Annotated in this window: 21 protein-coding genes; 10 read left to right on the forward strand and 11 right to left on the reverse strand. The window is 63.7% G+C overall.

The features are described 5' to 3' along the window. The first annotated feature begins 471 nt into the window (after positions 1-471). The 3 genes from N5D45_RS12905 to N5D45_RS12915 are packed head-to-tail and all read left to right on the forward strand — an operon-like array spanning position 472 to position 3,657. Positions 472-1,560: a hypothetical protein gene (locus N5D45_RS12905; RefSeq protein ID WP_279939052.1), complete on the forward strand. Its 1,089-nt coding sequence runs from the start codon at positions 472-474 to the stop codon at positions 1,558-1,560. Then, a complete protein-coding gene (locus N5D45_RS12910) occupies positions 1,544-2,590 on the forward strand; it encodes a serine/threonine-protein kinase (RefSeq protein ID WP_096989870.1) in 1,047 nt (348 codons plus the stop codon). Before N5D45_RS12905 ends, N5D45_RS12910 begins: the two co-directional genes overlap by 17 nt. Further along, positions 2,587-3,657 (forward strand): serine/threonine-protein kinase, encoded by a 1,071-nt coding sequence (locus tag N5D45_RS12915; RefSeq protein WP_279939053.1) that lies wholly within the window; start codon positions 2,587-2,589, stop codon positions 3,655-3,657. The genes N5D45_RS12910 and N5D45_RS12915 overlap by 4 nt, the downstream gene beginning before the upstream one ends. 256 nt (positions 3,658-3,913) lie before the next feature. Here the strand turns inward: N5D45_RS12915 and N5D45_RS12920 are convergent, their stop codons facing one another. The 10 genes from N5D45_RS12920 to N5D45_RS12965 form a co-directional block, all read right to left on the reverse strand. Continuing rightward, a complete protein-coding gene (locus tag N5D45_RS12920; RefSeq protein WP_279939055.1) occupies positions 3,914-4,978 on the reverse strand; it encodes a PDDEXK nuclease domain-containing protein in 1,065 nt (354 codons plus the stop codon). Further along, complete coding sequence (locus N5D45_RS12925) at positions 4,975-6,177, reverse strand: site-specific integrase (protein ID WP_279939057.1); 1,203 nt, start codon at positions 6,175-6,177, stop codon at positions 4,975-4,977. The genes N5D45_RS12920 and N5D45_RS12925 overlap by 4 nt, the downstream gene beginning before the upstream one ends. A 237-nt stretch (positions 6,178-6,414) precedes the next feature. Further along, positions 6,415-7,290, reverse strand: a complete 876-nt coding sequence (gene tsf / locus N5D45_RS12930; RefSeq protein WP_010486320.1) for a translation elongation factor Ts — start codon at positions 7,288-7,290, stop codon at positions 6,415-6,417. Between the two features lie 126 nt (positions 7,291-7,416). Next, on the reverse strand, positions 7,417-8,223 hold the full coding sequence (gene rpsB, locus N5D45_RS12935) for a 30S ribosomal protein S2 (protein ID WP_005408748.1): 807 nt from the start codon (positions 8,221-8,223) through the stop codon (positions 7,417-7,419). A gap of 220 nt (positions 8,224-8,443) precedes the next feature. Then, positions 8,444-9,142 (reverse strand): molecular chaperone, encoded by a 699-nt coding sequence (locus N5D45_RS12940; protein WP_228355177.1) that lies wholly within the window; start codon positions 9,140-9,142, stop codon positions 8,444-8,446. Next, entirely contained in the window at positions 9,142-9,360 is a 219-nt protein-coding gene (locus N5D45_RS12945; protein ID WP_010486315.1) for a hypothetical protein, read from the reverse strand. Before N5D45_RS12945 ends, N5D45_RS12940 begins: the two co-directional genes overlap by 1 nt. Positions 9,361-9,520: 160 nt before the next feature. Then, positions 9,521-10,558, reverse strand: coding sequence for a spore coat U domain-containing protein (locus N5D45_RS12950; RefSeq protein WP_197657094.1), 1,038 nt, complete (start codon positions 10,556-10,558; stop codon positions 9,521-9,523). Continuing rightward, entirely contained in the window at positions 10,555-12,933 is a 2,379-nt protein-coding gene (locus tag N5D45_RS12955; protein WP_197657095.1) for a fimbria/pilus outer membrane usher protein, read from the reverse strand. Before N5D45_RS12955 ends, N5D45_RS12950 begins: the two co-directional genes overlap by 4 nt. Before the next feature lie 7 nt (positions 12,934-12,940). After that, positions 12,941-13,690: a molecular chaperone gene (locus N5D45_RS12960; protein WP_197657096.1), complete on the reverse strand. Its 750-nt coding sequence runs from the start codon at positions 13,688-13,690 to the stop codon at positions 12,941-12,943. Beyond that, entirely contained in the window at positions 13,690-14,220 is a 531-nt protein-coding gene (locus N5D45_RS12965; RefSeq protein WP_010486309.1) for a spore coat U domain-containing protein, read from the reverse strand. Before N5D45_RS12965 ends, N5D45_RS12960 begins: the two co-directional genes overlap by 1 nt. Before the next feature lie 173 nt (positions 14,221-14,393). On the opposite strand from N5D45_RS12965, the gene map reads away from it, so the two are divergent. From map to dapE, 6 genes are read left to right on the forward strand one after another with little or no spacing between them, the layout of a single operon-like run. Beyond that, positions 14,394-15,236: a type I methionyl aminopeptidase gene (map, locus tag N5D45_RS12970; RefSeq protein ID WP_019336946.1), complete on the forward strand. Its 843-nt coding sequence runs from the start codon at positions 14,394-14,396 to the stop codon at positions 15,234-15,236. Between the two features lie 2 nt (positions 15,237-15,238). Further along, positions 15,239-17,866 carry a [protein-PII] uridylyltransferase gene (locus N5D45_RS12975; protein ID WP_057502383.1) on the forward strand — a complete coding sequence of 876 codons (2,628 nt, stop codon included), beginning with the start codon at positions 15,239-15,241 and terminating at the stop codon, positions 17,864-17,866. Further along, a complete protein-coding gene (gene dapD, locus N5D45_RS12980) occupies positions 17,866-18,930 on the forward strand; it encodes a 2,3,4,5-tetrahydropyridine-2,6-dicarboxylate N-succinyltransferase (protein WP_134958350.1) in 1,065 nt (354 codons plus the stop codon). The genes N5D45_RS12975 and dapD overlap by 1 nt, the downstream gene beginning before the upstream one ends. A 2-nt stretch (positions 18,931-18,932) precedes the next feature. Continuing rightward, on the forward strand, positions 18,933-19,799 hold the full coding sequence (locus N5D45_RS12985; RefSeq protein WP_197657097.1) for a hypothetical protein: 867 nt from the start codon (positions 18,933-18,935) through the stop codon (positions 19,797-19,799). Positions 19,800-19,830: 31 nt separating this feature from the next. Next, positions 19,831-20,202 carry an arsenate reductase gene (locus N5D45_RS12990; protein WP_012510522.1) on the forward strand — a complete coding sequence of 124 codons (372 nt, stop codon included), beginning with the start codon at positions 19,831-19,833 and terminating at the stop codon, positions 20,200-20,202. Then, positions 20,199-21,326: a succinyl-diaminopimelate desuccinylase gene (dapE, locus tag N5D45_RS12995; protein ID WP_228355178.1), complete on the forward strand. Its 1,128-nt coding sequence runs from the start codon at positions 20,199-20,201 to the stop codon at positions 21,324-21,326. Before N5D45_RS12990 ends, dapE begins: the two co-directional genes overlap by 4 nt. A gap of 123 nt (positions 21,327-21,449) precedes the next feature. Here dapE and N5D45_RS13000 read toward each other — a convergent pair whose 3' ends face one another. Continuing rightward, positions 21,450-22,328: a sel1 repeat family protein gene (locus N5D45_RS13000; RefSeq protein WP_228355355.1), complete on the reverse strand. Its 879-nt coding sequence runs from the start codon at positions 22,326-22,328 to the stop codon at positions 21,450-21,452. Positions 22,329-22,666: 338 nt separating this feature from the next. Here N5D45_RS13000 and asnB point away from each other — a divergent pair, with 338 nt between their 5' ends. Further along, positions 22,667-24,358 carry an asparagine synthase B gene (gene asnB, locus N5D45_RS13005; protein ID WP_228355179.1) on the forward strand — a complete coding sequence of 564 codons (1,692 nt, stop codon included), beginning with the start codon at positions 22,667-22,669 and terminating at the stop codon, positions 24,356-24,358. Positions 24,359-24,409: the final 51 nt, after the last annotated feature.

Here is a 24,409-nt window from a genome sequence, read left to right on the forward strand (position 1 = left end):
GCGCAGCGCAAGCAGTCAGGGGGCGCAGACGGCCAACGGGCCGCAAGCGCGCATGGCGCGTGCAGCCATTGACGGCGAGAACGCCGTGATACGGTGAAGGGAACAGCAAGACCGCCCACACCCGCCCAAAGCACACAGTCGGTTTTCATGGCAAGCGGAGCGCGCAGGCCCGTCGGGGCCGAAGGTGTCAGGGGTCAAAGCCGAATGGCCGCGATTCGGTACGAGGCGCAGGGCGCAGCCCGCGAACCCGACGGCGGCACGCCGGGACGCACGAATTGCTGCCTGGCTACTCGTGCTGCTCAGTCTGCAAGCGGGGTCGGAGGCGTCGGCGACGTGAGCCACTATGAGCGTGACGCTTTGAAGTGCCTCAGCTAAAATGTAACTATCGCACAGCAGTTCAAAATCAAAGTGACGTAAGTCCCAAAGAAGACGCAAATAGATTGCTTTCAATATAGGAGTTACGAAAACACAATGCACCCATTCCAAGAAAATATACAAGCTTGGATTTCTAGGCGTCTTGCAGACCGCACGTCCAATCAATCCCTTGAGATTCCTTTTTTGCTATCCAGTGATATAGGACTGGTTCGAAAGGAGAATCAGGATCGAGTGGCCGCTCTCTATACTGGAAAGAAGTCGATAAATCCCCTGTTTGCGATAGCAGTTGCTGATGGTATGGGCGGCATGCGCGATGGAGGGAAATGCTCTTCATTGGCAATATCGAGCTTCTTCTACTCTTTGATACAGCACCGTAATTTAGGTATCAAGGAAAGGGCCTATGAAGCTGTAAAAGCGTCAAACAATCAGGTGTTCGACACATATCGAGGCGGTGGCGGCTCTACGCTGACTGCCGTTTTGCTTGATTCTCAAGGCACTAAGATAATTGTTCATCTTGGCGATACGCGTGTCTACACTTTCGGGGCTGGGAAAAAGGTTGAGCGACACACAACGGACGACTCTCTCGTCGAAGCTGTTGGTGGAAGCGGTCGAGAACTACTCCAATTTGTTGGAATGGGCGATTCGATGCAACCCAAGATAACTGATTTTTTTTGTCAGGAAGGTTTTTGCGCCATTACCACTGATGGCATACACGGCATAGAAGAAAAAACCCTCAGCAGGATTCTAGGAAATTCATCAAGCCTTAATGATGCCTCCGATCGTCTTAATTCTGTCGCGATGTGGTGCGGGGGGAATGACAACGCAACATCGGCAATATTTGACATTTCCGGGTTGCCTCCATCACTTGCACGATATGAAGGAGGCGGAATCCGTTTATGGGATGCAGCTGGAGATCTAACTACTCTTTGGCTGCGAGAGGAGGACCAGGCATTTAATGCAAAAAACGCTCAAGTTCAAAATGAGACGAATGAAGCAAAAAATGATTTTTCATCCCAACTGATACCCAGTAAGCCACCGACGAATGAGGGGGCGCCGAAGAAGTCAAAGCCACCCGTTCGAAAATCTCGAAAAAAGAAAAACGAGAATTACCCAGAAGAAGTTCAACTAGATATAGAAATTGGCAATTCTGCCGAACAGGGAGACGTCGGTGTTGATAGCAAATAGATATAAAACTCTCGACAACTCCGACAGGGGCGGGATGGGGGAGGTGATTTTTTGCGAAGATCAACATCTACAACGTCAAGTTGTACTAAAGCATCTGCAGGCTGGCGTCGAAGCTCGTAGATTGCTCGATGAGCAAAAGGCATTGTCAAAAGTTAGGTCGAAACACGTCGTTCAACTTTATGACATCGTAAATATTCAAGGAGCAGTCACGCAACAGCCCGCTATTGTCCTTGAGTTTATTGATGGAGAGACACTCCAAGCTGGATCTCTTTCTGCCAATGCGGATTATCTAAACCTGATATGGCAGATTTCATGCGGACTTGCTGATATTCATTCGCACGGAATCATCCATCGAGATATTAAACCCGGAAACATAAAAATAGATGGCGAGGGTGTCGTTAAGATTCTTGATTTCGGTTTGTCTCGAAATAATGCCGATGCAGAGACTAGGAGCATAATAGGAACTCCTATATTTATGGCGCCGGAACTATGGGGTGACCAAACAATCGCGTTTGACTCTTCCATTGATGTCTATGCGTTTGGTGTGACATGTCTAGCCTTGCTGACCAACGAGCCTCCCCTTAGTTTGCGTCATAGGCCTCCCACCCAGCCAACACTAGCAGATTTTTCTACTCCGTTCGCTGGGATGCCCGCTGAAATTACAAATGCCCTGTTCCAATGTCTTGCGACAAACAAGCAGGATAGGCCATCCATGCAAGCCATCAAGAATTTGTTGGAGAAGCATCTTCTGAGGGATAGGCATCGTGCCACGGTTGTTTTAAACGGCGTAGCAAACACACTAGACCACAAGAATAGAAGAATATCTCTGAATGCAACCGTGGGAAGTCTCACGATTGAATATGACGGCTTAGCCTTCACTGTCACCCAGGTCGCTGGTGCCGTTTATATAAATAACACACCCGTCATTGCAGGGGCGATAGTGCCAGGTTGTTGCGTTCTAACCTTCGGCAACGGCAGTGGCAGGAAGTTCGTGACTTTTGATGTTTCAAACCCGGAGGTAATGCCATGAATGCGCAAGATATTGTCTCCGAGCGCTATCGCATAGAGCGCCATATCGGTCGAGGCGGTATGCAAGACGTCTATTTGGCGCAGGACATATTGTTGGAATCTAACGTTGCACTAAAAACACCTCAACCCGGACAGCCCGATAAGAGATTCAAAAACAGTGCGAAGATTTCCGCTAGAGTTAATCATCATAACGTCGCTAAAACTCTAGACTACATTGAGGAGAATGGTCGGCTTTTTCTTATTGAAGAATTCGTTGATGGCGACAATCTTGAAAATAAGCTCAAGACCTTTGGAGCTATCGACCCGCACCTCGCTGCTCGTATATTTCTGCACGTTTCCAAAGGCGTTGCCGCTTCACATCATGCTGGAGTTGTTCATCGTGACTTGAAGCCAAGCAATATCATTGTTGAACATGGCATTAATTTGCATGAGCTGAAAATAACTGATTTTGGCATCGCTACACTAACAGAAGAAGTCTTTGACGAAGCTGCGCGGGAAGGCGATATAACCAGATCGACATCTGGAACAATTCGCGGCGCTCTTCCTTATATGGCACCAGAGATGATGTTCAGGCAGCCGGGTGAACACCCAGGCGCATCAGTCGACATTTGGTCGCTCGGCGCTATGATGTTCCAGATACTGACCGGAAAAGTTCCTTTCGGCGTCTATCTCCAGGCGGCTGTAAATGTTCAAAACAGAAATAGAGAACCGTGGCCGGACTTCATGACGTCAAACCCGCAATATAAGATTCTTGCGCAGCAGTTACAATCCCTCGTGGAAGACTGCCTTCAGTACAATGTTGCGGATCGTCCTACCGCTGATGATGTTGTTGCGAAGATTTCTAATCTTTGCTTTATCGGCGTTGACAGAAAAGTTGGAAGTGTGACCAACCTGATTCAAAATGGATATAGCGGCTTCATAGACGGCGATGACGGTGTAACGACCTTTTTTAGTCGAGAAAGCGTTTATGGGTCAAAGTCATCAGCCACGCCTGGAAAGAGAGTTTGCTACTCGAATTTCCCGGGATCGCCGCGTGACCGAGGTCATCCGATCATTGTGATCGAATAATTTTGTATTAATTAAGTGGGGACTCCAACGTCCCCATTTTTTCAGATTCATGTCAAGTAACGAACGGCAAGCGATAGATTGTCCTGTCTTGAGCAGCCAAGCGCGCAAGTGAGCGTCCCCTCGATCTGCTGCATCAGTTGATGATCGGCCTGCGAAGGATCAGGACTCCCCTAGGATGGTTTTAGGTGATTGGAGGCGAGATATGCCACAGATAGCTTGAGCGGCACATTGGCAAGCTAGTCTGTTTGAGACAAGGCTAATCGTTGCGCGTTTCTCGCTGTTCTAGCTGCAACTGCGCCCGTTGAGTTGCCTGTTGTAGCCGCTCCACTAGAACGCCCCTCGGCGGCAAGGCTGTCAGGTACTCGGCAACGTGGATTCCGGACTTGTCCAGTTCCAGCAATTCGATCTGCTCGCGTTTCTTGCCAGTGCAAAGAATGATTCCCAGCGGCGAGGACTCCTCTGGCTCCCGCTCGTGCTTGTCTAGCCAGCGCAAGTAAAGCTCCATCTGCCCCTTGTGCGCGGCCTTGAACTCGCCGATCTTTAACTCCACCGCCACCAGCCGCCGCAGCTTGCGGTTGTAGAACAGCAGGTCAAGGTGGAAATCCTCGTCGTCGATCTGTATGCGTTTCTGACGGGCGACGAAGCAGAAGCCTGCGCCCAGCTCCAGCAAGAAGGCTTCCATTTCGCGGACGATGGCAGCCTCCAAATCGCTTTCCTGCCAGCTATCCCGCAACCCCAAGAAGTCGAGGATGTACGGGTCGCGCATGACCAGCGCCGGCGTCATGCGCTGCGCATCGCGCAGTGCCGCCAGCTCCTGCGTTATGGTTTCCTCTGGCTTCTGAGACAGTGCTGTGCGTTCGTACAGCATTGACTCGATGCGCTCGCGTAGCGTCCGCACGCTCCAGCGCTCGGTGCTCGCCATCTGAGCGTAATAGTCCCGCTGCAGGGGGTCTTTCAGCGGCAACAAGGCTACGAAATGCGACCAGCTCAATTGTCGTGACAGCGTCACGACAATTGGCTTCTGGGGGTAAGTGGCCGCGAACTGCACCATCCGGCGCAGGTTTTTGTTTGCGAAGCTGCGTCCGTAGTCGCGGACAAGCTGCTCGGCCAGGGACGGCAGGATCTCCTCGCCGTACTCGGCGCGCTGTCCGGCCAGCACCTCCGTATGGATGCGCTGGCCGATGCGCCAGAACAGCAAGGTTAGTTCGGTATTGACCGCCGAGGCGGCGCGCTGATGCGCCGCCTCGATCAGTGCCCGAATGTCACCCAACAGTGCCTTCGGCGCTGCTGGTGGAGGGGTGGACACCTTGCGCCTGCTCATGCCGTCACCTCGGCAGGAGATTGCTTAGCGCCGGTGATCGCCTTGCGTCGGCTCGCCACCAACTCGGCGGCCTCCCGAACGGGCTTGTCTTCGGTGTGGACGTAGCGCATGAACATCGCCACGGTTTTGTGCGCCGTCAGCGCCATACCGACCTTCACCGGGATGCCGGAATTGGCAATGTCCGTCGCCGAGCGGTGACGGATGCCGTGCGTGCCCACATGCGTCACGCCTGCAGCTTTGAGAGTGCGGCTCCAACCGTTGTAATACTCGCCGTCGGTCAAATGCCGATCAGGGTGACGCGGAGACGGTAATACATGGGGCGTCGTAGCATTACGGGCCGCCGTCGAAAGAAGCCAATAGGCTTCTTCGCTCATGGGCTTGGACATGCCTCCCGTCTTGCTGTCAGGCCACACCACCCGCCGGTTTTCCAGATCAATCCAATCCCATTGAAGCGCAATGATTTCGGAGCGACGAGCGGCAAACTCGAATTGCAGACGGATGGCCAGCGGGATCACTGCATGCTCCAGCCCTTCCGCCTCCAACTGGTCAAGGTAGCGAAACAACTTGCCCATTTCCTCGTCGCTGATGAGGTGAGTCGCCTTGCCGTTCGGGTACATGGGCACATGGCGGCATGGATTGGTGCCGTCAGGGCGATAGCCCCACACCTCGGCCAAGTTGAACATCTTGCGCATTACACTGAACGTGCGGTTCGCATCGGCGGGCTTGTGCGCCATCTTCTTCATCATCGAAGCCACGTCAGGCCGCTTCAGATCCTGCACCTTCATGCGACCAAGCATTGGGATGATGTTGCGATCAATGACGCTCTGGTAGCCTTCTTGCGTGCTCGGCTTGTTGCGCTGGCTGGAGTAGTCCTCCATGAACTTGATGCACAGTTCCTTGACCGTGGGTGCCTGACGCGCTGCAGCCTTCTCTGCGGCAGGATCGCCACCCCGACGCACTTGCGCCAGCCACTCCTGGGCTAGCGACCGGGCCTGTTCAACGGTCAGTTCTCCATAGAGCCCCAAGGCAGGTTTGCGCCGCTCTCCGGCGTTTGTGCGGTACTGGAGCATGAACACCTTTCGGCCTGCCGGGGTGATCTTGCAAAGGAAGCCTGGAACCAGGTTGTCGCGCAGTTCGACTGGCTGCGCTTGGGCTTGTGCCGCATCGACTGCGGACTTGGTGAGTTTGATTTTCGCCATGATGACTCCTCGGAAGACCCGGTTTCCAGGAGCCTGTTGGGAGCCAAGCGGGTGGAAGCCGGGTCAAGTTTCAGAAAGCACCGGCATATGATGAATCCGCCTAAGTTATTGATAAACCTGCTGTATCAGGCTGCGGCGTAGTCCAGCCAAGTTCGGTGCTGGAGTCATGGTGAAATAAAAAAAGAGCCGCGGATTCCCGCGGCTCCTTCTGGTCGCTTCGCAGCCGGAAGGCTGGAATCAGACCTGCATCGCCTTGGCAACTTCAGCGGCGTAGTCTTCCACGACCTTCTCGATGCCTTCGCCGACGATCAGCAGCTTGAAGCCAGCCACGTCGGCGCCAGCGGCCTTGACCACCTGCTCGACGGTGGTGTCGCCCAGCACGTAGGTCTGGCCGTACAAGGTCACGTCGCTGACGATCTTGTTGATCTTGCCGCTGATGATCTTTTCCAGGATCTCGGCCGGCTTGGCCTTGTCCTTTTCGGACATCTTGGCCAGCTCGATTTCCTTTTCCTTTTCGACGAAGTCGGCCGGAACGTCCGAAGCCTTGTTGTGCGGCGGCTTCAGGGCAGCCACGTGCATCGCCAGGCCACGGGCCAGCTCGACGTCGCCGCCGATCAGGTCGACCAGTACGCCAACCTTGCCGTTGGTGTGGACGTAGGCACCGATGTTGCCGGTGGTGTCGACCTTGACCATGCGGCGGATCTGGATGTTCTCACCCAGGGTCTGCACGGCGGTGGCGCGGGCTTCTTCAACGGTGCGGCCATCGGCCAGCTTGGCAGCCTTCACGGCTTCGACGTCGGTGGCGCCCGATGCCAGGGCGGCAGCGGCGACGGCATTGACGAAGGACTTGAAGTTGTCATCGTTGGCGACGAAGTCGGTTTCCGAGTTGACTTCGACCAGCACGGCCTTGCCGCCATCCTGGGCCAGGCCCAGGCGGCCTTCGGCGGCCACGCGGTCGGCCTTCTTGTCGGCCTTGGCGGCGCCGGACTTGCGCATGGCTTCAGCAGCAGCGTCGATGTCGCCGTTGGCTTCGGTGAGAGCCTTCTTGCATTCCATCATGCCGGCGCCGGTGCGCTCGCGCAGTTCCTTGACCAGGGAAGCAGTGATTTCCACGGGATTACCTCACGAAAGAAAGGGGTTGGGCCGGCATGGTGGCCGGCCCGTGTGACACGGTCCTGTCACGCGCCAAAGGCTGCGTGCAGGGAGGGTGGATGCCGGGCGTCCACCCCGGGGCCTGGATCAGGCCTGGGCGTCGTCGCCCTTCTTGGCAGCCTTCTTGGCCGGAGCGCGGCGGGCCGGCTTCTCTTCGCCTTCAGCAGCGGCTTCAGCGAACTCTTCCTCACGCACCGAGGCAGCGTGCGGAGCAGCAGCCTTGCCTTCCAGCACGGCGTCGGCAGCGGCGCGGGCGTACAGCTGCACAGCGCGGATGGCGTCGTCGTTGCCCGGGATGGCGTAGTCCACCAGTTCCGGGTTGTAGTTGGTGTCGACCACGGCGATGACCGGGATGCCCAGCTTCTTGGCTTCCTTGATCGCGATGTCTTCGTGGCCGATGTCGATCACGAAGATGGCGTCCGGCAGACGGTTCATGTCCTTGATGCCGCCCAGCGAGGCTTCCAGCTTGTCGCGCTCGCGACGCAGGCCCAGCACTTCGTGCTTGACCAGCTTCTCGAAGGTGCCGTCGGTTTCACCGGCTTCCAGTTCCTTCAGGCGGGCAACCGACTGCTTGACGGTACGGAAGTTGGTCAGGGTGCCGCCCAGCCAGCGCTGGTTCATGAACGGCATGCCGCAACGCTCGGCTTCTTCCTTGATGGTTTCGCGGGCGCTGCGCTTGGTGCCCAGGAACAGGACGGTGCCGCGCTTCTGGGCAACCGACGAGATGAAGTTCATCGCGTCGTTGAACAGCGGGACGGTCTTTTCCAGGTTGATGATGTGGATCTTGCCGCGGGCGCCGAAGATGTACGGAGCCATCTTCGGGTTCCAGTAGCGGGTCTGGTGGCCGAAGTGGACGCCGGCTTCCAGCATCTGACGCATGGTGACCTGGGGCATTGCAATACTCCTGATATGGAACCAGCGATTCCGCCCGCGGGGATAGGTATGCGGGACGCGTGGAAGCGCGATCGGTTCCGGGGTTGGGCTTCCCTGTTGCCTCCGTGGCCGAACTCCTTGCGGAGCACCCCGGCACGGATGGGGGCAGCAGGTGTGGATTCACCGGTGACGTCCGGTGTGGACGGTCTCCCGCGCACGCAGGCGGCAGGAATCCGGTCGATTATAGCCCGCTCGGTGCGCTCGCTGCAATTGCCGGGTCCGGCACGGTCAGATCGACCACGCGGCCGTCCTGCAGCCGGGCCTGGAAATGGCCACGGGCATAGCCGTCGGCATGGGCGGGGAGGGCCCAGCGACGCTCCCGGCCCGCCAGCAGGTAGCCGGCCAGTCCCGGCAGCAGCAGGGTGCGGCGGCCATCGTCGGCGACGAACGCAAGATCGTGCAGGCGGGCGTGTACGGTACCTGCGTTGCTCAATCGCAGAAAGGGATGTGACGTACCGGGTTCGATCCCGGCATGCAGCTCAGGCCGCGCCAGGGGCACGGCGTGTCCCCTGAACAAGGGCAGTGAGTACCGTGGCAGGTCCGGTTCAGTGGGCGCCAGAAGCACCCGGTAGGCCTGCTCGACGGCAATGGGCGACCTGTCCCGGGGCAGCAGCCAGATGCGTTGGCGGGTGCCGGGCGGGAGGTCGAGCTGGGCAGGGCTGGCCAGGATCTGGTCGCTGGGCCGCAGCTTTTCCGCGTCGGCCTGCTGTTCCCAGGCCAGGATCCGAACCTCGCCCTGCCAGCGGCGGGGACCGGGGTTGTACAGCCACAGCTCGCTGTGTCCCCCTTCGGCTGGCAGCTGCAGGGTGGTCGGCACCAGGTCCAGCGCCGACGCGGGCAGCGCCAGCAGCAGTACCAGCAGGCTGAGCAGGGTACGCATCAGTAGATGACGGTCACGGCGGGCGCCGCGTCGTCGCTGTCGGCCGGCGGCGCGAGATCGCGGATCTGTTGCGGAAGCTCGGGCGCGTCGCTGCGCTTGTGCGGTGCCGCGCATCGGGTGTTGCCGGCATCACCGCTGCAGCCCTCGACCACGGTCAGCCGGATCTGCAGGGGTGTGCTGCCGGGATCGGCCCACGCGGGCGTACTGGCGACCAGCATCGCCCCGATCAGAAGTGCGCGAACCACCTGCCATCCACCGTGCTGTAGGACCCGTTGCGCGGTATCGGCAGGTTGCGCCGGAACTGTAGAGCCGAGCCCATGCTCGGCTTGCCGGATGCCAGAAAATGAAGCCGAGCATGGGCTCGGCTCTACAGGGGACTCAATAGGTGATCGTCACCTGCACCAGATCGTTGTAGGTACCGGCCGCGGGCTGGCCGGTGACCGGCGGCACCCGGCCATAGATGGTCAGCTGCTGCGCGCTGCCACTTCCGGTGCCGCCAACGGTATCGACGTTGAGGGTACTACCCCAGCGCAGGCTGCGCGCGGCATCGCGGTACAGCTCATAGGGGAGGTAGTAGGTGCCGCTGCCAATGGTGGTGGCCATGCGCCGGGTGGTGGAGGCGCCGGGGTTGTTCTGGCCGTTGTTGAGGCTGATCTGGTAGGCAGTGTTCTTCAGGCAGGTCAGCGTGAGCGTGGCGGTCCGGTCGATGTTGGCGGGAATGCTGCCGGTGACGTTGCCGAAGTCCATGCTGGTGGTGACGTAGCTGCCGCATTGCGGCAGCACGTTGGCAGTGGCGGTGAAGCTGAAAGCCCCACTCGCGCTGTTGGTGCCGGTCGCGCCGCCGTTGCAGGTGGCCGGCACGGTGGCGGTGCCGAGCAGGACTTCGTTCCAGGCCCAGGTAAGCACCACGTTGGCGCCGCTGAAGGTGCTGCTGTAGGCACCCGAAGCGAGGATCTGGTTGGCAGGGATCTGCGCGAACAGCTGCACGGACTGCGCACCGCTGCCGCCGGTCAGCAGCGGCACGCTGTAGCTCATGGTCAGTTCCTGCGCGGGTGGCGTGCCGCGCGGCACCAGGCCGGTGGCCTGGCTGTAGCTGGCGGTGTTGTACAACTGGAAGTTCATGGTGTCGCTGGTGGAGGTGGACATCGTGCGGAAGGTGGAGCTGCTGCCGCCGCCACTGCCGGCGCCGATACCCACGCAGACGCGGACGCCGGTGGTGGCCAGCAGGCTCAGTGCGGCGGTGGTGCAGGTCACCGTGATGTTCAGCGTTGCCGCCGCAGGGCCGGGAGCGTTGCTGTTGATGTTGCCGAATGGCAGGGTCGGGTTCGCGATTGCCGTGCAGACCGCTGTCGCCTGGGCCGGCAGTGCCGCGAGCAGGCCGGCGACCAGCAGCACGCCGAGCAGCAGCACCCTCACGGCGCGACCTCCGGAATGCACTGCAGCGGTGCCGGCTTCGGCCGGGCGCCAGACGCCACCACCTTGGGCGGGTCGGGTACCTTCACCCGGCACTGGCCGCGGCTGGTGGTGATGTACAGCACGCTGCCGGCAGCGATGTCTTCCAGGTACAGCAGGCCGTCATAGCCCACCGTGGCCTGGCGTCCATCGGGCAGCTGCACTTCGCTGCCCACTTCCAGTGGCTGCCCGTCCATGCAATGAAGCGTCAGGCTCAGAGAGGGACGGGAGCGCAACTGGAACGTCACGTGGGTACCGGCGCGCTGGCGCGGCGTCACCCAGTCCTCGATGCGGTCGGCACGCATGTCCTCGGGCAGGTCCAGGGTGTCGATCGAGACCCGGTTGCGCTGCCAGGACAGCAGCGGGCTGACCAGCAACAGGCCACGATCATCGGTGACGCCGATCAGGCGGTTCTCCAGACGCACCGGCACGCCACCGACGCCGTTGGTGCTGATCACCGCGAACGCGTCCGAGACCTCGCGGGTGGCGAACGCGTGCCCGCTCATCCAGACCAGGCTGCCACTGGCGCTGCCGTAGGCATAGTTGAGCCCGCCCTGGCGCGAGGCGCCGAACGAGTAGCGGCCGATGTCATTGAGGATGCCGACTTCGGCCAGGCCGCCGTTGCCGTCTTCGCCGTGGCGCACCTGCGCGCGCCAGCCGATGCCGCCTGCACTGCCATCGCCGGGCACCGGCTGGGTGACGTCGGCCACCCAGGTCTGGCTGTCGCCGTTGCGCTGGCTGGACAGGCTGGCCTGGCGGTTGTTGCCCAGGCTGGCGGTCACCGACAGATAGATGCTGCGGTCATCACTCTGGTCCAGGTTCTGGTTCACCGACAGGTAGGCCGACCAGCGCTGGCTCCAGGTGCGCGACCAGAACAGGCTGGCATAGCGGTTGTCTTCGCCATCGGGGTAGCGCAGGCGCAGGTAGCTGGCGCTGAGCGTGCCCAGCCGCAGCAGATCGAGCCCGACCGTGGCCTGTTCGCTGATGCTCGGCGGCAGGTTGCCCTGCAGCGCGCCGAGGTCACGGTAGTCGCCGTAGCTGCGCACGCTGCGCAGGTTGACGTTGAGACGGCGGTTGTTCCAGCTGTAACCCAGTGCCCACTGCCCGCCCTGCAGGCCGTGATGGTTGCTGTGCGCGTAGGCCGCGTTGAACACGCCGGCGCCGCCCAGCAGCCACCAGCCGCCGATGCCGGCCTGGGCCAGGCCACCTCCGCCTTCGGCATGCGCTTCACCGGTGAAGGTATCGCTGATGCCGCCGCGCCAGCTGGCACTGGCCACGGTGCGATCGTCGTAGGCGAAGGAGCGCTGGCCGAAGTCCTGGCGCAGGTGGCCGACGCCGACCGACCAGTCGGACAGTCCCTTGGCCAGCAGTTGCTGGGTGCCATAGAAACTGAAATCCAGTGTCTGCATGCGGCCGAATGCGTCGGTGACCACGACCTGCGCGTTGCCGGTGCCGCTGATGCCTGGCTGCGCGGCCAGCTGGAACGGGCCGACCGGGACCTGGCCGCTGTACTGGCGCAGGCCGTCGACATACAGCTCGACGGTGGAGGGCACCACGGCCTGGCCGAGGAAGCTGGGCGTGGGAGTGAGCACGCGATACGGCTGCAGGCCGTAGTTGCGGCCGATCTGCAGGCCGCCCAGGCGCACCGGGCGGGTCCAGTCGACGAAGCCGCTGTAGAAATCGCCGACCTCCAGCGTCATCGCCTTGTCGGGGAAATCCAGGCTCCAGCGCGTGTCCAGGCGCACGCTCTCACCGCGCCAGCGACGATCGCCGGGCTGCTGGTAGCGTCGGCTGACCGCGGTGTTTTCGAAGGTACCGTTGCCGACGCCGAACAGGCGCAGTTCCGAGCTCAGGCTGAGGTTGCCGAGCGTATCCACCCGGCTGCCATACACGTCATAGTTGAGCAGCAGTCCGGGTGAGGCACTGCCTGCAGGGGCGCGCGTCTGCGGGCGGCTGAGCACGGTAGTCGGAAGGGTCAGCTGGTCCAGCGGCACATCCAGCGCCAGGGTCTGCAGGCGTGCGTCATAGCGCACCACCGCGCCGCTGATCTGGTCCAGGTACACCGGTGCATCGCCGTTGGCGTTGAAGCCGAGCTGGCGCAGCACGTCGGGGCTGGCCTGCAGGCGGCCACGGTTCTCGATGAAAGGCATCAGGCCGCGTGGGGTGCTGTTGAGCGCCACGTCCAGGTACAGCGTCTGGTTGGCGGTCAATGGTGTGGGCGGTGGCAGGATCGCATCGGCGGAGATGCCTGATACATCGGCGGCGGTGGTGGCCGCTGCACCGGACACATCGGCGGCTTGGATCGCCGCAGGAGCCAGGGCAGCAAGCAGCGCACCCATCAGCGCCTCAGCGAGCCGATGGAGGCGACAGCTGCGTCTGTTCCGACTCGCCATTGAGCTTGGCCGTGATCTGGTCGTTGTCGCGGTCGATCGCCGTGCGCTCGATCGGCCAGCGCATCACCTGCCCGGGCAGCACGTATCCCAGCAGTCCGGGATGCACGATGCGCGGGCGCGTGGCACTACCCAGCGCGAGATCGGCGATCTGCGCATAGCTGTTGCCCGCGTTGGCCACCTCGACGCCGTTGCGGCCATCGGGCAACTGCACCAGGCGGGCCTGCAGCTGCGGCGCAAGCTTGCCGGCGGCGGGCTGCACGAACACCGGTATCGAATAGCGCAGCACGAACTGCATCCCTTCGGCACGGGTGGCCAGATCGGGCACCTCGTCGACGATCAATCGGTAATGCTGCTGTGCAGGCGGTGGCGTCCTGTCCGGACGCATCACCCGGACCAGCTGCTGCTGTCCGGCAGCCAGTTCCTGCATCGGCGGGGTGACCACCAGCCCATCGGTGGGCAACAGTTGTTCCTGCCCGTCCTGCTGCACCCAGCGGAACACCCGCACCTGCAGCTTCACCGGCGAGGTGCCGCTGTTGGTCAGCCAAAGCTCGCCGGCGCGCTGGCGCGCTTCCAGCTGCAGGCTGGTCGGGGCGACCTGCAGGCTGGTGGCTTCGACCGGGGCGGCGAGTACCTGGCTCAGGACGAGCAGCGCCACGCCGGTGGCGCGCCACGGGCGGGGTCGGGCCATGCGGGCGTGCTCCATCAATAGGTGATCGTGGCGGTAACCGTATCCAGGTAGTTGCCGGTCGCCGGGTTGTTCGTACTGAGGTTCAGGATCTGGCCGTAGACGATGTAGGGCACGGCCAGCCCGGTGCCGATGCCAGCCTGGGTGTTGGTACCGGAGGTGGCACCCCAGACCAGGGTGTGTGCGGCGTCCTGGTAGAGCTGGTAGCCGACGTAGTTGTTGGCGGTCACCGCGGCGTTGGTGTTCTTCATCCGGCGGGTGGTGACGTCATTGGCGGTGCTGGCGTTGGCACCTGCATTCAGTGAAATCGTGTACGGGGTCAGTGCCGAGCACTGGGCGGTGACCGTGCCTTGGCCCAGGGTGGGGGTCGCCGTGGTCGAGGCGGCGGTGCCGAAGTCGACGTTGGTGGCCGCCGCGGCGGTGATGGTGCAGGCCTTGGTGACCACCAGGGTGACATTGAAGGTGGTGGTGTCTGCGGCCAGGGCCGGGCTGGACAGCAGAACCCCGGTCAAAGCCCAGGCAAGCGGGGAACGAAGCGCGGATCGCATGGACAACCTCCCTGACCCGAAGGTCCGTTGAACAAGGCGAAGGCGGCACGTTCGGCACCGCTTCGGCGACGGTGACCCCAGCTTAGGTGGCGTAAGTGTCTGTATTCCGTGATAAATGAGGAGGCGAAAGGGTGGCGGGGGTCACGCTTTCACTTTCCTTGCCGGAACCGTGCATGGCCCGGATCGCCAGTTGGGTGGCGTTCGTTCAGATTGTGGCCGGATCGGCGATAATGGCGGCCATGAGCGTGAATCTGAAAACCCCGCAGGAAATCGAGATGATGCGAATCGCTGGCCGCCTGGCCAGCGAAGTGCTCGACATCGTCACCCCCCACGTCAAGCCCGGTGTCACCACCGAGGAACTGGACCGCATCTGCCACGACCACATCGTGAACGTGCAGGGCGCCATTCCGGCCAACGTCGGCTACCGCGGCTTCCCGAAGACCGTGTGCACCTCGGTCAACAACGTCATCTGCCATGGCATCCCCAGCGAAGGGAAGGTGCTCAAGGATGGCGACATCATCAACATCGACGTCACCGTCATCAAGGATGGCTGGCACGGCGACACCAGCCGCATGTACTTCGTCGGCACGCCGTCGGTGATGGCCCGCCGCCTGGTGGAAACCACCTACGAAGCCATGTGGCGCGGCATCCGCGCGGTACGCCCGGGTGCCACGCTGGGCGACATCGGCCATGCCATCCAGAGCTATGCCGAAGGCGAGCGTTTCAGCGTGGTGCGCGAGTACTGCGGCCACGGCATCGGCAAGGTCTACCACGATGAGCCGCAGGTGGTGCATTACGGCCGCCCGGGCCAGGGCCTGGTGCTGCAGCCGGGCATGACCTTCACCATCGAGCCGATGATCAACGAGGGCACCCGCTACAACAAGGTGCTGCCGGATGGCTGGACCGTGGTGACCAAGGACCGCAAGCTGTCGGCACAGTGGGAGCACATGATCGCGGTCACCGAGACCGGCGTGGACGTGCTGACCCTGTCGCCGGGCGAGTCGCAGGTCTCCTGAGGATGCTGCCGGCGAGTTCGCTGCTGGACACGCCGGCCGCGTCGCTCAACGACCCGGACTGGGCTGCTGCCGCGCGCCAGGCGCTGCAGCAGGCCGACGCGCGCCTGTACCGCCGCTTCGACCAGGGCGACAACATCGAGCGCCTGCTGGCGCTGCGCGCGCGTGCCGCCGACCATCTGATCCGCCTGGCGTGGCAGCGTTGCCTGGCGGCCGATAGCGGGCTGTCGTTGTTCGCGGTGGGGGGCTATGGCCGCGGTGAACTGTTCCCGCGATCGGACATCGACCTGCTGGTGTTCGGTGATCCGCCGGCACAGTTGGCGCATGAATCCGCACTGGCACGCCTGTTCGCACTGCTGTGGGACTGCGGGCTCGCAGTCAGCCATGCGGTGCGTTCGGCGCCGCAGTGCCGTGAGGCGGCGGCGGACCAGACCGTGCTGACTGCACTGATCGAGGCGCGCCCGATCCTGGCCGATGATGCGGCACGCCGCGCGCTGCGCGAGGCCATCGACGATCGGGAACTGTGGCCGGCACGCGCGTTTTTCCTGGCCAAGCTGGAAGAGCTGCGCAACCGCCACCAGCGTTTTGGCGACACCGCCGACAACCTGGAGCCGGACCTGAAGGATGGCCCCGGTGGCCTGCGCGATCTCAACACGCTGGGCTGGATGGCACTGCGTGCCTTCGGCGTGCGTGACCTGGAGGCGCTGGTCGGGCTCGGCCATCTGGGCGCCGACGAAGCGGCAGCACTGAAGCGCGAACGTGCGGTGCTGGCGCGGCTGCGTTTCGGCCTGCACCTGGTGGCGCGACGCCCCGAAGAGCGGTTGCGCTTCGATTACCAGAAGACCCTGGCTGCACGCCTGGGCTTTGAAGACGATGCCGAGAATCTCGGTGTCGAGAAGATGATGCAGGGCTTCTACCGCGCCGCGCTGGTGGTGCGCCGGATCAGCGACCGCCTGCTGCAGCGCTTCGAGGAGCAGTTCGACGGCGAGGCGCAGCCGGAGCCGTTGACCGTGGGCTTTTCCCTGCGCCGTGGCTACCTGGCGGCCAACGAAGCCGACTGGCCGCGCGGCGATATCGGCCAGGTGTTCGCACTGTTTGCCAGCTGGGCCAACAATCCGCAGGTGCGCGGCCTGCATTCGCTGACCGCGCGGGCGCTGGCTGAAGCGCTGCCGCTGTTGCCGGCCTACGACCAGGCCGACGCCGATGCGCGCGAGCAGTTCCTGGCGTTGCTGCGCGGCCAGCGCCCGGTCGATACGCTCTCGCGCATGGCACGGCTGGGCGTGCTTGGCCAGTGGATTCCCGCCTTCGCCCAGGTCAGTGGGCGCATGCAGTTCGACCTGTTCCATGTCTACACCGTCGACCAGCACACGCTGATGGTCCTGCGCAACATCGGCCTGTTCGCCAGCAGCCGTGCCGACGAGCGCTTCTCGATCGCGCATGAAGTGTGGCCACGCCTGCGCAAGCCGGAGCTGCTGCTGCTGGCCGGCCTGTTCCATGACATCGCCAAGGGCCGTGGCGGCGACCATTCGGAGCTGGGCGCGGTCGATGCGCGCGCGTTCTGCCAGGCGCATGCGCTGAGCATGTCCGACACCGAACTGGTGGCGTGGCTGGTCGAGCAGCACCTGCGCATGTCGGTGACCGCGCAGAAGCAGGACATCGCCGACCCGGAGGTGATCCATCGCTTCGCCACCCTGGTCGGCAGCCGCGACCGCCTGGACTACCTGTACCTGCTGACCTGCGCCGACATCGCCGGCACCAGCCCGAAGCTGTGGAATGCCTGGAAGGACCGCCTGCTGGCCGACCTGTACTTCGCCACCCGGCGCGCGCTGCGCGAGGGGCTGGAACACCCGGTGCCGGCAGCCGAGCGCGTGGCCGAGGCGCGTGACAGCGTGCGCGCGCTGGTGCGCGAGCGGGGTTACGACGATGCCACCATCGACCGCCAGTTCGCGGTGATGCCGGATGAGGGCTTCATCCGCCTGCGCCCGGAGCAGCTGGCCTGGCAGGCCGCCGCGCTGGTGCCGGTGAAGCAGGGCCAGGCGCTGGTGAAGGTACGCCGGATCAGCGTCGACGACCCCGCGCTGGAAGTATTCGTGCATTCGCCGGACCGCGACGGCCTGTTTGCCGCCATCGTGATGACGCTGGACCGCAAGGGCTACGGCATCCACCGCGCACGCGTGCTGGACGGCCCGGCCGATACCATCTTCGATACCTTCGAGGTGAACCCGGCCGATACCTTCGCCGATGGCAGCAGTGCCAATCTGGAAGCGGCGCTGCGCGACGCACTCAGTGGTGACCTGTCGCGCCTGCGGCCGTCACGCCGGGTGGTGCCACGGCAGCTGCGGCACTTCCGCTTTGCCCCGCGCATCGAATTCCGCGATGAGCCGGGTGCAACCCGTTTCGCCCTGGTCGCTCCCGACCGCCCCGGCCTGCTGGCCGATGTGGCGTTCGTGCTGCGCAACCAGGGCCTGCGCGTGCATGATGCGCGCATTGCCACGTTCGGCGAACGCGCCGAAGACACCTTCGTGATCAGTGACGAACACGACCTCCCCCTGACTGAACCTGCCCGGCAGCAGTTGCATGACGCGATGCTGGCCTGCCTGGACCCTGATCGAAACGCCGGAGACCCCGCCTGATGGCCACCAAGCCCGCCAAGAAGACCGCCGCGACCCCCAAGAGTGCAGCGGCCCGGAAACCTGCTGCCGCCGCACCGGCCGCGAAGAAGACCACTGCGCTGAAGAAGGCCGCTGCGGTGAAGGCCCCGGCGAAGAAAGCGGCTGCAGCGAAGAAGGCACCGGCCAGGAGCGCCGAAGCCGTCCGCGCCGAAACCATCGCCCGCAAGTCGCTGCGCAAGCCGTCGGCACCGGGTGTGGAAGAGCTGAAGTTTGGTATCGAGAGTGCCTTCGAGCGCCGTGCCACCTTGACCCTGCACGAGCTGGAAGGCTCGACCAAGCCGCTGGTCAACCGCGTGATCGACGGCCTGGAGAGCGGTGAGTTCCGCGTCGCCGAGCCGGATGGCCAGGGTGGCTGGAAGGTCAACGAGTGGCTGAAGAAGGCCGTGCTGCTGTATTTCCGCGTCAACGACATGGCGGTGGTCGATGCGCGCCCGGCGCCGTTCTGGGACAAGGTCGAATCGCGCTTCGCCGGTTATGACGAAGCGAAGTTCCGCCGCGGCGGCGTGCGCGTGGTGCCGGGCGCGATCGCCCGCCGCGGTACCTACTTCGGCAAGGACGTGGTGCTGATGCCGAGCTTCACCAACATCGGCGCCTACGTCGGCGAAGGCACCATGGTCGACACCTGGGCCACCGTCGGTTCGTGCGCGCAGATCGGCCAGCACTGCCACCTGTCCGGTGGCGCCGGCATCGGCGGCGTGCTGGAGCCGCTGCAGGCCAGCCCGACCATCATCGAGGACCACTGCTTCATCGGTGCCCGTTCGGAGGTGGTGGAAGGCGTGGTGGTCGGTCACCACAGCGTGATCGGCATGGGCGTGTTCCTCAGCCAGAGCACCCGCATCTACAACCGTGCCACCGGCGAAATCACCTACGGCTACATCCCGCCGTACAGCGTGGTGGTGTCCGGCTCGCTGCCGAGCAAGGACGGCACCCATTCGCTGTACTGCGCGGTGATCGTCAAGCAGGTTGATGCCAAGACCCGCAGCAAGACCAGCGTCAACGACCTGCTGCGCGGCCTGGCCGACTGAAGGTGGCTGCGCCGGAGGATCTGGCGCAGTCCGCGATCTACCGGCATCCGTCCGACACCCTGTTCGGGCGGATGCTGCCGCGCCTGCTGCACGCCCCGCGCTGGACCCGGCTGCGCCGCGCACTGTCGCGGCGCTGGCCGATGCCGGCGATGGTCAGCGATGTGCGCGATGTGGTCTACGTGAGCTGGTGGGTCGATGTGCGCCACGCACCATCGCCACCGCCGGGCCATCATTACGTGGTCCATGCCGGACGTACGCCTTACACCATCCTCAGCTACCGTCACGGCCACTTCGGGCCGGCGTTGGCCGGACCGCTGCGCTCCCTGATGCCGTCTCCAAGGCAGAGCAACTGGCGCTGGTACCTGCGTCGTGACGACGCTCCGGACGGGACACCGGTGGTGCTGTTCGACCGCAACGTGATGGACCAGCTGACCTTCGTCGCCGGCGCGCGTGCCTTCAGCGATGCCATGCAGCCGCATCTTTCCACCCGCTTCGAACATGCGGTGCGCACCGATGGCCGTGGGAATACCCGGATCGAAGGCGGGCAGGGCAGTGCGCCGGAGCTGTACCTGCAGTGGCAGGCTGCTGCGGGCTGGGAGGACGCGGCATGGACGGCGGCTTTCGGTGGCCATCAGGCCCTCCTGCGTTTCCTCACCTGCCAGGACGAGGCCATCGCCCGTACCTGCGACTGTCGCTGGGCCAGCACCCGTATCGCGTTGCCGGTCGAGATCGACCGCCTGCAGCCGCTGCAGCTTGAAGGCGAGCTGCAATGCCCGCGCCTGCAGGCGCTGGGTGTGAACCTGACCGAGGGGCTGGCCTTCCTGCTGCCACGGGTGCCGTTCCGGGTCGTGTCCGAGCGCCTGTTGTGAGATTCTGGCCCTCTGTTTTCCAGCATCACAGATGGCCATGAGCACCACTGTCTACGGTTTGAAGAACTGCGATACCTGCAAGAAGGCGACCAAGTGGCTGGACCGCTTCGGCGTGCCGTACACCTTCGTCGACTACCGCGACAACAAACCCAGTCCGGAAACCCTGCTGGCGTGGGCAGCGCAGCTGGGTGGCCTGGCGGCGATGGTGAACAAGTCGTCCACCACCTGGCGGCAGTTGCCGGATAACCGCAAGGCCGCCGATTCCGAGGCCGAATGGAAGCTGCTGCTGCGCGAGTACCCGCAGCTGATCAAGCGCCCGCTGGTGGTCACCGCCGACGGCACGGTCAGCCAGGGTTTCAGTGACAACGGCTTCAAGGCCCGCTTCGGCGTGGGTGACGCATGAGCGCGGTCCTCGACCTGACCTGCGAACTGATCGCACGACCCTCGGTGACGCCGGATGATGCTGGCTGCCAGGCACTGCTGGCGGCACGCCTGAAGCAGGCCGGGTTCCAGTGCGATCACCTGCGCCTGGGCGAGGTCGACAACCTGTGGGCGACCCACGGCCAGGGCGCGCCGGTACTGGTACTGCTGGGCCATACCGACGTGGTGCCGACGGGTCCGCGCGAGGCCTGGACCAGCGACCCGTTCACGCCGCAGATCCGCGATGGCGTGCTGTATGGCCGTGGCGCCGCCGACATGAAGGGCAGCGTGGCCGCGTTCGTGGTCGCCGCCGAGCAGTTCGTCGCCGCGCATCCCGATCACCCCGGTACGCTGGCGGTGCTGCTGACCAGCGACGAGGAGGGCGACGCCATCGATGGCGTGCGCCACGTCGCACGGTTGTTCGCCGAACGCGGCCAGCGCATCGACTGGTGCGTCACCGGTGAGCCGTCATCAACCGCGATCCTGGGCGACCTGCTGCGCGTGGGGCGTCGTGGCAGCCTGTCGGCCAAGCTGCGCGTGCAGGGCGTGCAGGGCCACGTGGCGTATCCGGAAAAGGCACGCAACCCGATTCACCAGGCGGCTCCGGCCCTGGCAGAACTGAGTGCACGGCGCTGGGACGAAGGCTACGAGAGCTTTCCGCCGACCAGCCTGCAGATCTCCAACATCCACGCCGGCACCGGTGCCAACAACGTGATTCCCGGCGAGCTCGAAGTGGATTTCAACATCCGCTACAACCCGCACTGGGATGCGCCGAAGCTGGAGGCGGAGATCACCGCACTGCTGGACCGGCATGGCCTGCAGTACAGGCTGAAGTGGCACCGCAGCGGTGAGCCGTTCTACACCCCGGAAGGCACGCTGCGCGCCACCGCCCGTGCAGTGCTGGCCGAGCACATCGGCCGTGCCCCGGAAGAAAGCACCGGCGGCGGCACGTCCGATGCTCGCTTCATCGCGCCGCTGGGTGCGCAGTGCATCGAAGTGGGGCCGGTGAACGCCAGCATCCATCAGGTGGACGAGAACGTGCGCGTGGACGAACTGGAAGCACTGCCCGGGCTGTACCAGCGGCTGGTGGAACGGCTGCTGGTGTGAGCCTGCGACGGTGGGTGCCGACCGTTGGTCGGCACGCCCCCCGCCGGAGCTACATCTCTGTAGAGCCGAGCCATGCTCGGCTGATGTCTACCGGCAGAAGCAGCCGAGCATGGCTCGGCTCCACTATTCCGAAAAGAGGAAGAACGGCGGCTCGACCGCTTTCTTCCAGTAACTCGGCGCCGCCATGTAGAAGCGCTGCGCCTCGGCCTTGGCAAACCAGCGCGCCGCCGCCTCGGTGTCCTTCTCCACCCCCGGCGCGCTGCGGCCCAGCAGCAGCCCGGCGAAGTACTGGCCGAACACATTGCCCTTCTCACCGGCGCGCTGGTACAGCTGCAGCGCACCTGCCGGATCGCGCGGCAGTCCCATGCCTTTCTCCAGCAGCGCGCCCAGGTCCACCTGCGCTTCGGCATCGCCACGTTCGGCGCAACGCTGGATCCGCGCAACCAGCGGATGCACGGTGTCGCCCTGTGCGGCTACCGCATCCGGCAGACGTGACGATGAATTCGGGTAGCGCTCGTAGATCATTCCGCGCAGGTCCCAGCGCAGCGCGTGTTGCGCGTCGCCACGCTGGCGATAGGCCTTGGCGAGCCCGTAGAACGCATAGGGATTGCCGTGGTTGGCGGCCGCCAGATAGGCGCGTTCGCCACGTCGCCAGGATGCGCGCAGCACCGGTGCCGGGTTGATGTGGGGGCTGTCGGCATGGCGCAGCGTGCCGGAGATCCAGATCCGGCCCAGTGCTTCTTCCGCCTTGGTGTTGTGGAAGGTCCAGGGGGTGACCGCTGCGGCACGCTCGTAGTAGGCGATGGCGCGCGGGTCGTTGAAGCGCTCGAAGGTTTGCGCGGTATCGAAGGCACCCTCGAAGCTGCCGTCGGTGCCGCGTTGTTCCAGGCTCTGCAGCTGAGCCGGCGGCAGGGGCGACGGTGGGGGCAGGGTCTGGCAGGCGGCCAGGGCCAGGCAGAGCAGGGCGGCCAGCGCCGCGTTGCGTCCAGTGCGGTGTTGCATTTCCATTACACGTTTCACGATAGGCCATTATGCGCCCCGGGGAGTGGTTGCCAACGCAACGGTTGCGCCGCGCCGGAAACCGGGGTAGGGTCGATGCCATGTCGATCCGCCTGGCCACCGCCGTCAATAACAACAACCGCAATAATCTGCGCGCGAATAATCGTGCGCGGCCGATGCGGGACTGCGCCCTGGGTAGATAGACAGCAACACACGCCCGGACACCAGAAAACCCGCATCAGCCGATGCGGGTTTTTTTGTGCCCGGGCGCCGCCCACCCGGGCCTGGATGGCCGGTCGAACACCTTCCCACCCGTGAAATTCCCCAACAGGAGCTCCCCCATGTGTTCGATCTTCGGAATCTTCGGCCTGCAGGCCGGTGACGATCTTCCGGCCCTGCGCCGCCATGCGCTGGAACTGTCGCAGCGCCAGCGCCACCGTGGCCCGGACTGGAGCGGCGTGTACCTCGACGAAGGCGCGCTGCTGGTCCACGAGCGGTTGGCCATCGTCGACCCGGCCGGTGGTTCGCAGCCGCTGCTGTCGGCCGATGGCCAGCTGGCGCTGGCGGTCAACGGCGAAATCTACAACCACCAGCAACTGAAGGCCGCACTGACTACCGCCTACGACTTCCAGACCGGTTCGGACTGTGAAGTGATCAACGCGCTGTACCGCCAGGGCGGATCGCCGGCGCAGTGGCTGGAGCAGCTCAACGGCATCTTCGCCTTCGCCCTGTGGGATCGTGCTGCCGGACGCGTGCTGGTGGCGCGGGATCCGGTTGGCGTGGTGTCGTTGTACTGGGGCCACGATGCCCAGGGGCGCCTGCGCGTGGCCTCGGAAATGAAGGCGCTGGTCGATACCTGTGCCGACGTCGCGCAGTTCCCGCCGGGCCACTATTTCGACAGTGCCCGTGGTGAGCTGGTGCGCTACTACCAGCAACCGTGGCGCGACTATGCCGACGTGCAGGGCCGCCAGGCCGATCTGGCCGAACTGCGCCAGGCGTTCGAGCATGCGGTGGAACGCCAGCTGATGAGCGATGTGCCGTATGGCGTGCTGCTGTCCGGTGGCCTGGATTCGTCGCTGGTGGCGGCAGTTGCCGCACGCTACGCGCGTCGCCGCATCGAGGATGGTGGGCAGACCGAAGCCTGGTGGCCGCGGCTGCATTCGTTCGCGATCGGTTTGAAGGGCTCGCCTGATCTGGCCGCCGCCGCGATCGCCGCCGAGGCACTCGGCACCGTGCACCACGGCTTCGAATACACCTTCGAGGAAGGCCTGGATGCACTGCCGGAAGTGATCCGCCACATCGAAACCTACGACGTCACCACCATCCGTGCATCGACGCCGATGTTCCTGCTGGCGCGACGGATCAAGGCGATGGGAGTGAAGATGGTGCTGTCCGGCGAGGGCAGCGACGAGATCTTCGGTGGCTACCTATACTTCCACAAGGCGCCGGACGCGCGTGAGTTCCACGATGAGCTGGTACGCAAGCTCGACGCCCTGCACAACTACGATTGCCTGCGTGCCAACAAGTCGATGATGGCCTGGGGCGTGGAGCCGCGCGTGCCGTTCCTGGATCGTGAGTTCCTCGACGTGGCGATGCGCTTCGATGCCGCGCACAAGATGGTCGGTGCCGGCTTTGGCGGCCGCCGCATCGAGAAGGCAGTGCTGCGCGAGGCGTTCGATGGCTACCTGCCGGACAGCATCCTGTGGCGCCAGAAGGAGCAGTTCAGCGATGGCGTCGGCTACGGCTGGATCGACGGGCTGAAGGCGCATGCCGAAGCGCAGGTGAGCGACCGTGTGCTGGCGGCCGCCGACAAGCGCTTCCCGCACAACCCGCCGCAGACCAAGGAGGCGTACTACTACCGCCACCTGTTCGAGCAGTTCTTCCCGAGCCGCGCGGCCGCCGAGACTGTGCCGGGCGGCAAATCGATTGCCTGCTCGTCGCCGGCGGCCATTGCCTGGGACGCCAGCTTTGCGGCGGCGGCCGACCCTTCCGGCCGCGCGATCGCCGGCGTGCACGAACAAGCCCTGGCGTAATGCTTCCGCCGGGCACGGCGCGGCGCTACCGAGCGATGGTAGCGCCGGGCC

It is taken from the genome of Stenotrophomonas sp. GD03819, from assembly GCF_029841665.1.
GTDB lineage: Bacteria > Pseudomonadota > Gammaproteobacteria > Xanthomonadales > Xanthomonadaceae > Stenotrophomonas > Stenotrophomonas geniculata.

Excerpts from the sequence above, each read along its gene's own strand:
- N5D45_RS12905 (WP_279939052.1), top strand. The coding sequence starts at position 472 with ATGCACCCATTCCAAGAAAATATACAAGCTTGGATTTCTAGGCGTCTT.
- N5D45_RS12975 (WP_057502383.1), top strand. The coding sequence starts at position 15,239 with ATGCTGCCGGCGAGTTCGCTGCTGGACACGCCGGCCGCGTCGCTCAAC.
- N5D45_RS12990 (WP_012510522.1), top strand. The coding sequence starts at position 19,831 with ATGGCCATGAGCACCACTGTCTACGGTTTGAAGAACTGCGATACCTGC.
- rpsB (WP_005408748.1), bottom strand. The coding sequence starts at position 8,223 with ATGCCCCAGGTCACCATGCGTCAGATGCTGGAAGCCGGCGTCCACTTC.
- dapE (WP_228355178.1), top strand. The coding sequence starts at position 20,199 with ATGAGCGCGGTCCTCGACCTGACCTGCGAACTGATCGCACGACCCTCG.
- N5D45_RS12915 (WP_279939053.1), top strand. The coding sequence starts at position 2,587 with ATGAATGCGCAAGATATTGTCTCCGAGCGCTATCGCATAGAGCGCCAT.
- map (WP_019336946.1), top strand. The coding sequence starts at position 14,394 with ATGGCCCGGATCGCCAGTTGGGTGGCGTTCGTTCAGATTGTGGCCGGA.
- N5D45_RS12955 (WP_197657095.1), bottom strand. The coding sequence starts at position 12,933 with ATGGGTGCGCTGCTTGCTGCCCTGGCTCCTGCGGCGATCCAAGCCGCC.
- N5D45_RS12965 (WP_010486309.1), bottom strand. The coding sequence starts at position 14,220 with ATGCGATCCGCGCTTCGTTCCCCGCTTGCCTGGGCTTTGACCGGGGTT.
- N5D45_RS12945 (WP_010486315.1), bottom strand. The coding sequence starts at position 9,360 with ATGCTGGTCGCCAGTACGCCCGCGTGGGCCGATCCCGGCAGCACACCC.
- N5D45_RS12940 (WP_228355177.1), bottom strand. The coding sequence starts at position 9,142 with ATGCGTACCCTGCTCAGCCTGCTGGTACTGCTGCTGGCGCTGCCCGCG.
- N5D45_RS12920 (WP_279939055.1), bottom strand. The coding sequence starts at position 4,978 with ATGAGCAGGCGCAAGGTGTCCACCCCTCCACCAGCAGCGCCGAAGGCA.
- N5D45_RS12960 (WP_197657096.1), bottom strand. The coding sequence starts at position 13,690 with ATGGAGCACGCCCGCATGGCCCGACCCCGCCCGTGGCGCGCCACCGGC.
- asnB (WP_228355179.1), top strand. The coding sequence starts at position 22,667 with ATGTGTTCGATCTTCGGAATCTTCGGCCTGCAGGCCGGTGACGATCTT.
- dapD (WP_134958350.1), top strand. The coding sequence starts at position 17,866 with ATGGCCACCAAGCCCGCCAAGAAGACCGCCGCGACCCCCAAGAGTGCA.
- N5D45_RS12925 (WP_279939057.1), bottom strand. The coding sequence starts at position 6,177 with ATGGCGAAAATCAAACTCACCAAGTCCGCAGTCGATGCGGCACAAGCC.
- N5D45_RS13000 (WP_228355355.1), bottom strand. The coding sequence starts at position 22,328 with ATGCAACACCGCACTGGACGCAACGCGGCGCTGGCCGCCCTGCTCTGC.